General features: G+C 68.2%; 7 protein-coding genes. 2 read left to right on the top strand and 5 right to left on the bottom strand.

Annotation, left to right across the window (positions count from 1 at the left end; genetic code table 11):
• Both cofE and ACLQ6X_RS12260 read right to left on the bottom strand, forming a co-directional pair.
• On the bottom strand, positions 1-744 hold a 744-nt coding region (cofE, locus tag ACLQ6X_RS12265), incomplete at its 3' end, for a coenzyme F420-0:L-glutamate ligase (RefSeq protein WP_411700433.1).
• A gap of 3 nt (positions 745-747) precedes the next feature.
• The gene (locus ACLQ6X_RS12260) at positions 748-1,749 is read right to left on the bottom strand and encodes a TIGR03557 family F420-dependent LLM class oxidoreductase (protein ID WP_411700432.1); all 1,002 of its coding nucleotides are present in this window, start codon (positions 1,747-1,749) and stop codon (positions 748-750) included.
• A 104-nt stretch (positions 1,750-1,853) separates the two neighbouring features.
• Here ACLQ6X_RS12260 and ACLQ6X_RS12255 point away from each other — a divergent pair, with 104 nt between their 5' ends.
• Entirely contained in the window at positions 1,854-2,435 is a 582-nt protein-coding gene (locus ACLQ6X_RS12255) for a TetR/AcrR family transcriptional regulator (RefSeq protein WP_411700431.1), read from the top strand.
• Positions 2,436-2,501: 66 nt separating this feature from the next.
• On the opposite strand, the gene ACLQ6X_RS12250 is transcribed toward ACLQ6X_RS12255, so the two are convergent.
• From ACLQ6X_RS12250 to ACLQ6X_RS12240, 3 genes are all read right to left on the bottom strand, one after another.
• Positions 2,502-3,089, bottom strand: a complete 588-nt coding sequence (locus tag ACLQ6X_RS12250) for a hypothetical protein (protein ID WP_411700430.1) — start codon at positions 3,087-3,089, stop codon at positions 2,502-2,504.
• A gap of 134 nt (positions 3,090-3,223) precedes the next feature.
• Complete coding sequence (coaD, locus tag ACLQ6X_RS12245; protein WP_411700429.1) at positions 3,224-3,703, bottom strand: pantetheine-phosphate adenylyltransferase; 480 nt, start codon at positions 3,701-3,703, stop codon at positions 3,224-3,226.
• 34 nt (positions 3,704-3,737) lie between these two features.
• A complete protein-coding gene (locus ACLQ6X_RS12240) occupies positions 3,738-4,652 on the bottom strand; it encodes a LysR family transcriptional regulator (RefSeq protein WP_411700428.1) in 915 nt (304 codons plus the stop codon).
• Positions 4,653-4,715: 63 nt separating this feature from the next.
• Between ACLQ6X_RS12240 and ACLQ6X_RS12235 the strand changes: the two genes are divergently transcribed.
• On the top strand, positions 4,716-4,872 hold a 157-nt coding region (locus ACLQ6X_RS12235), incomplete at its 3' end, for an EamA family transporter (RefSeq protein WP_411700434.1).

Below are 4,872 nucleotides of genomic sequence, written 5' to 3'. Positions count from 1 at the left end.
CGCGGCGCGGCCGGCCTCGTAGCCGTCGCGCCACGCCTCGTCGGAACCCTGCCGGAACATGTCGTTCACCGCGGGGCGGATGAGCACGCGGGCTCCGGGCGCATCCGGATCGAGCAGTCGTCCGAGTCCGCGCACGACCGCCACCGGCAATCCCCCGGCTTTGCCCTTCACGAGGTCGGCCGCCGCCGCGATCTCGTCGCCGACCGCCGGGGTCGTGACGTCGAGGGTGCGCCCGTGGCTGTCGAGGCTGCCGCGCAGGTCGTCGATGAGACGCACGCCGCTGGCGCCGATCGCCACGTCGGTCTGGCCTTCGCGCCAGGCCCGGCCGAGCGTGTCGGTGACGATGACGCCGAGACGGATGCCGAACCGGCTCTCGAGGGCGAGACGCAGCGTGCGGGCCGACGCGTCGGGGTCGGTGGGGAGCAGGAGCACGGTTCCCGGCGCGGTGTTGCTCGCGTCGACTCCCGCGGCCGCCGCGACCATGCCCAGCCGGTTCTCGACGATGCGGGTGACCCCGTTCTTGTGGGTGCGGCTCGCCACGAGGCGCACGGTCTCGTCGGTGATGGCCTGTTCCCGGTCGGTGGAGTGCACGATGCGTCCCTCGGCCTTCGAGACGATCTTGCTGGTGACGGCGAGGATGTCGCCGTCGGAGAGCAGCCCGTCGAGGGCGTCGCCGATGATTGCCGCGAGGTCGGCGCCCGGGGAGATCTCGGGGATCCCCGCTGCCGCGTAGACGGAGAGCACGCGCTACCTCGACAGTTTCGGCAGGACGTCGCGGCCGAACACGTCGATCCACTCGCGTTGGTTGCGGCCCACGTTGTGCAGGTAGATGCGGTCGAACCCGAGGTCGACGAAACGCTGGATGTTCGCGCGGTGCACGTCGGGGTCGGAGTCGACTACCAGGCGGCCGGCGAAGTCCTCCGGACGAACGAGTTTGGCCATCTGCTCGAGTTCGAACGGCGAGCGGATGTCGCTCTTCGGAAACTTCATGCCGCCGTTCGGCCATTCGACGAGCGCGTTGCGCATGGCTTCCTCGTCGGTGGGCGCCCAACTGAGGTGCAGTTGCAGCACCCGGGGCATCCGGGCCGGGTCTTTGCCGGCCTCGCGGGCGCCCTCGTCGAATTTGGCGAAGAGCCCCGCGATCTTCTCGATCGGAGCGCCCACGGTGATGAGGCCGTCGACCGACTTGCCGGCGCGTTTCGCGGTGACCGGGCCGGCCGTCGCCACCAGGATCTCGGGTGCGACCGCCGGCATCGTCCAGAGCCGGGTGCTCTCGAGTTTGAAGAACTGGCCGGAGTGTTTGGTGTCTTTGCCGGCGAGGGATGCCGCGAAGAGCTTCTTGATCACGTCGATCGCCTCGAACATGCGGTTGATGCGCTCCGGAGCCTCCGGCCAGTACTGCCCGACGATGTGCTCGTTCAGCGCCTCGCCGGAACCGAGGCCCAGCCAGTGCCGGCCGGGGTACATCGCCGCGAGCGTGGCCGAGGCCTGCGCGACCATCGCGGGGTGCCAGCGGAAGGTGGGCGCAGTGACGCCCGGCCCCATGTCGCCCGTCGTGCGTTCGCCGATCGCGGCGAGCACGTTCCAGACGAACGAGCTCTCGCCCTGCTGCGGCACCCACGGCTGGAAGTGGTCGGCGGCCATCACGCCCGAGAACCCGTGCTGCTCGGCGTAGGCCGACAGGGCGACTGCCTCTGTCGGGTGAAATTGCTCGAGCATCGCGGCATAGCCGACCTGCAAACCAGTCATTACTTCATACTGTCACCTTCTGTGATTCACACGGAAAGCGCTGCCGGCCACGACACGGTGCGACGCTAGCCGGGGGAGAACTGCCCTGCGGGTACGGTAACCGTATGTCCAGTACCCTCCTCGTCGAAAAGCGCCCGTCGCAAGCGCGCGAGCGGCTTCTCTCCACGGCATCCGAGCTGTTCTACCGCGAGGGAATCCACTCGGTCGGCGTCGACCGCGTCGTACTCACCGCGGCGGTTACGCGCGGCACGTTCTACCGCCACTTCCCGAGCAAAGAGGACCTCGTCGAGGCCTACCTCGCCCGCGAAGACAGCAGCATCCGGCTGATGGTCTCCGAGGCGTTCGCCCTGGAGTCGGGTCCCGACGAGCTGCTCGAGCTGCTGATCCAGGCCATCGCGGACGACGTCACATTCACCCGCACGCGCGGCTGCCCGTTCATCAACGCGTCGGCCGAGTATCCCGATGCTTCCAGCCCGGTACGCGTGGCTATCCGCGCGCACCGCGACTGGTTCAGGTCGACTCTCGCTATGGCCCTCGAGGCCGCCGGGCGCCCGAATCCCGAGACCGGCGCGAGCGCTCTCGTGCTGCTGCGCGACGCCGCCCACGTGGGCGGTTACCTCGACGGGCCCGACGAGATGCGCGACACGTTCGTTGCCACGGCCCGAGCGGTCGCCGGCCTGAGCTAGCTGTATAGCTATAGCTAGCGACGCACCCGAGTCGGCTGCGTCGCTAGCCCACGCCAGCCACGGCGTCTAGTCGAGCGAGTCGGTTCCGCGCAGTTTGGCCAGCAGGTCGGCCTTGTTCAGCCGCGAGTACCCGGTGACACCGGTCGAGCCCGCGTGGGAACGCAGCGCGACCATCGTCCAGGACTCGGACGGCTCGGTGCTCGAGCGCACCGCGCTCGAACCGGTTCGGGCCGCGCGGGTCGAAACGCGCGCCGCGGGGGTGCGGGGTGTGATCGCCGGGGTCTTCGCCGTGCTCGACGTCTTCGCCGTGCTCGGCTTCTTGGCTGCAGCCGGCTTCTTGGCTGCCGCCGGCTTCTTCGCCGCAGCCGGCTTCTTGGCCGGCTTCTCGGCGCGCTCCACGTCTTTCTTGGCGATCTTCTCGGCTATCGCCTTCGCCTTCTTGAGCTGTTCCTTGGCGAGTTCGCGCTCTTTCTTCAGCTCTTTCTTCGCCTTTGCGGCGGCCTTCTCGGCTTTGAGGGTGTCGGCCTCGAGAGCCTTCTTCAGAAACTTCGCCTCCGCCTTGAGGTCTGCTTTCTTCTCGGCCTTCTTGGCCGCCTTCTTGTCGGCCTTCTTCTCGTCTGCCGACGGCGACTTCTTGTCTGACTTGGATGCCACGGTGTGCTCCTCGCTCGTTACACGGTCTACCCGCTCGAATCGGTTCATTCTCCCGCGCCCGCGGCGACCGCGGGTGCACGTCAGTCGCGCGTTGCGTTAATTCGCCGTATCCTCACGGTTAACCGGCGAGGGGCCTACTTCTGCAGGTAGCGGTAGACGGCGGACGGCACATAGGGGCTCACGTCGCCGCCGAGGGCCGCCACCTGCCGCACGAGGGAGCTGGAAACGTGGGCGTGGGCCGGATTCGGCAGCATAAAAATCGTCTCGACGCCCGCCAGGTCGCGGTTCACGATCGCCATGGGGGTTTCGTACGCGACATCCACCTGCGACCTGATGCCCTTGACCAGCACGCTGGCACCCACGTCGGTGCAATAGTCGACGAGCAGGCCGACACTCCAGCTAGTGACCACGATGGTGCCGGGCAGCTGCGCCTCCGCGATGGACTGCTCGATGAGCGATACGCGCTGCGCGATGGGCAGCAGCGCCGTCTTGCCCGGGTTGTGCACGACGAGCACGTGGAGTTCGTCGAAGAGTCCCGCTGCCCGTCCCACCACGTCGAGGTGCCCCAGCGTTACGGGGTCGAACGATCCAGGAACAACGGCGATCCTCTTCATGTGATCACCCTAGCCGGTGGACGTTACCGGTTTGTTACCGCTGATCGTCGCCGTGCTGCGCCGCCTCGTCGACGTAGGCGTCGAGCACGATACGCACCGCGAGCCGCTCGGCCCGGTCGGGACGCATGAGCGCTTCGATGCGTCGCCCCGCTCGCACGTCGGTCAGGGGAAGGAGCCGGAACCGGCCCGTCGACCGCTCGCGCGAGGTGTGCCGAGGCACGAGCGCGATGCCGTGTCCCGTCGCGACGAGGTTCTCGATGAGGGGCAGGTGCGTCGTGCGATGGATGACCTTCGCCGGAACTCCCGCGCGCACGGCCATCGCGGCGAGCACCCGGTCGAGGGGGTAGTCCACGGGCACGCCGATCCAGTCGTCGCCGATCACGTCGTCGACGGTCACGCTCGTGCGCGCGGCGAGAGCGTGGTCGAGCGCAACGGCGACGTCGAGCGGTTCGCGCACCAGCGGCACGACCCGCAGCGCGGTCGGCTGCGGCGGCAGCACGTCGTCGGAGCGGTGGGCGATCACTATGTCGTAGTCGGCGGCGAGCGCGGCGAAGTCGTCTTGCGAGACGTCGTGGTCGTCGATGAGCAGACGGATGCCCGGGTGGGCTTTTATGCGCGTGAGCAGTCCCGGCAAGAAGAGTTCCGAGGCGGAGAAGAAGGTGGCGACGCGCACGATGCCGGTCGCGTCGCCGCGGTAGGCGGCCCAGGTCGACTCCGCCTCCGCGATAGCCGTGGCGATGCGCACCGAGCTCTCGGCGAGCGCCCGCCCCGCGTCGGTGAGCCGCACGCCGCGGCCCACGCGTTCGACCAGCTCGACTCCCACCTGGCGCTGCAGCGTCTTGAGCTGCTGCGAGACCGCGCTGGGCGAGCGGCCGAGCGCCGTGGCCACCGCGGTGACGCTTCCACGGTCTGCCAGTTCGCGCAACAGCGCGAGTTGCGAGACATCCATGAAGGCAGTCTACAAAGTCGATGCAACTTTCTGAGCTAGTCCTTCATCGTTTTCTGGGAGAGCATGGGGGTCATGTTGTTGCGCCACCGCCTGCTCGCCCTGTTCGTCGCCGTCTGCTGGGGCGTCAACTTTCCGGCGACGGCCCTCGCGCTCGAGCACTTTCCCCCGCTGTTCCTGGTGGCGCTGCGCTTCTCGATCATCGCGATCCCCACGCTGGTCT

The organism is Conyzicola sp. (assembly GCF_046714715.1).
Lineage (GTDB): Bacteria > Actinomycetota > Actinomycetes > Actinomycetales > Microbacteriaceae > Conyzicola.
The sequence above is the reverse complement of the archived record's forward strand: the minus strand, read 5'-3'. Positions and strand labels throughout refer to the sequence as shown.

Excerpts from the sequence above, each read along its gene's own strand:
- ACLQ6X_RS12240 (WP_411700428.1), bottom strand. The coding sequence starts at position 4,652 with ATGGATGTCTCGCAACTCGCGCTGTTGCGCGAACTGGCAGACCGTGGA.
- ACLQ6X_RS12260 (WP_411700432.1), bottom strand. The coding sequence starts at position 1,749 with ATGACTGGTTTGCAGGTCGGCTATGCCGCGATGCTCGAGCAATTTCAC.
- ACLQ6X_RS12255 (WP_411700431.1), top strand. The coding sequence starts at position 1,854 with ATGTCCAGTACCCTCCTCGTCGAAAAGCGCCCGTCGCAAGCGCGCGAG.
- coaD (WP_411700429.1), bottom strand. The coding sequence starts at position 3,703 with ATGAAGAGGATCGCCGTTGTTCCTGGATCGTTCGACCCCGTAACGCTG.